This is a genomic window from Streptomyces sp. NRRL S-340, assembly GCF_000720185.1.
Classification (GTDB): Bacteria; Actinomycetota; Actinomycetes; order Streptomycetales; family Streptomycetaceae; genus Streptomyces.
This window is the reverse complement of record NZ_JOIY01000099.1, coordinates 1-1,125: the sequence shown is the minus strand read 5'-3', so window position 1 is coordinate 1,125 and position 1,125 is coordinate 1. Positions and strand designations below refer to the sequence as shown.

General features: G+C 62.5%; 1 pseudogene. It reads left to right on the top strand.

Annotated features, from left to right (window positions below):
* Positions 1 to 537 precede the first annotated feature (537 nt).
* A pseudogene (locus tag IG64_RS37115) lies at positions 538 to 1,125 on the top strand (peptidase M23); the annotation flags it as partial.

The window sequence follows — 1,125 nt, the reverse complement described above, 5'->3', positions numbered from 1 at the left end:
AACCGATGTCGCTGCCGGTCACAACGCGGACGGGCGTCTTGAGGCCATCGCTTCCAACGGAGGCGGTGTCTACCACCGGTACAACACCAGTGAACAGCCTTACTGGTCCAACTGGGGCTACCTCAACGGCCCCGGCCCCGGCATCGACTACTGAAGACTCCAGCTACTGAGCCAGATCCCTGCTTACGCGCGGGGCGCCTTATTACGTCGAAAGAGGCGGTACTTGGCGCCCCGTCAGCGCCAGGAGATCCGGGCGGAGTCCAGCAGTTCCCCCTCTGATCGATCTCAGTATCTGACGGAACAGAAGAAAGACGAAAAGGAATGTCTAAATCCCCCCGGCGGTTCAGACGTATGGCCGCCGTCACCGGTGTCATAGCCTGGACCCTGAGCATCACTGCGACGGCGGCCTTCGCGAGTGCCTCGCCTCGCCCCGTGGATCCGTCGGAGATCACTCCCTACGAGGCTCGCGTCCTCTACGCGAACCTCCCGTGTGACCCCGCAGGAACGAGCCCGGCGGACGCGACGACAGCATCTGTCTTGAACTCGGTTCTCTCCAACAAGATGGCCCATAACATGAACGCCTACCGTGCTTCATGTGCAAGGGTCATCGTGAAGTCTGTGAAAGACCGTGGGCTCAACCAGCGCGCTGCCGCGATCGCTCTGGCCACGACCATCGTGGAATCCAGCATCAGTAACCTCGACGGCGGTGACGCGGACTCGGTCGGCCTGTACCAGCAGAGGGCCTCTTGGGGGTCCTTCGCTCAGCGAACGAACGCGACCTGGGCGACCAATAAGTTCCTCGACGTCATGCAGAGCTTCTACCCGAACGGGGCATGGAACTCAGCACCCATCGGCGACGTAGCCGCTGACGTACAGCGCCCCGCGAGTCAGTACCGCTACCGTTACGGCGTCGAGGCGAACGATGCTGTGATCATGGCCAAGACCCTGTGGGACAGCCAGTCCTTCTCCGGTGACCGGTTGGTGGCGGCGTCGGATGCTGATGGGCGGATGGAGGTGTTCGCCGGTGGGGATGACGGTGTCTGGCACAGCTATCAGACGTCGCAGAACGGTGGTTGGGCTTCGTGGGAGTTCTGGGGTGGTCCGAAGCGGGCGAATCTGGCGTCG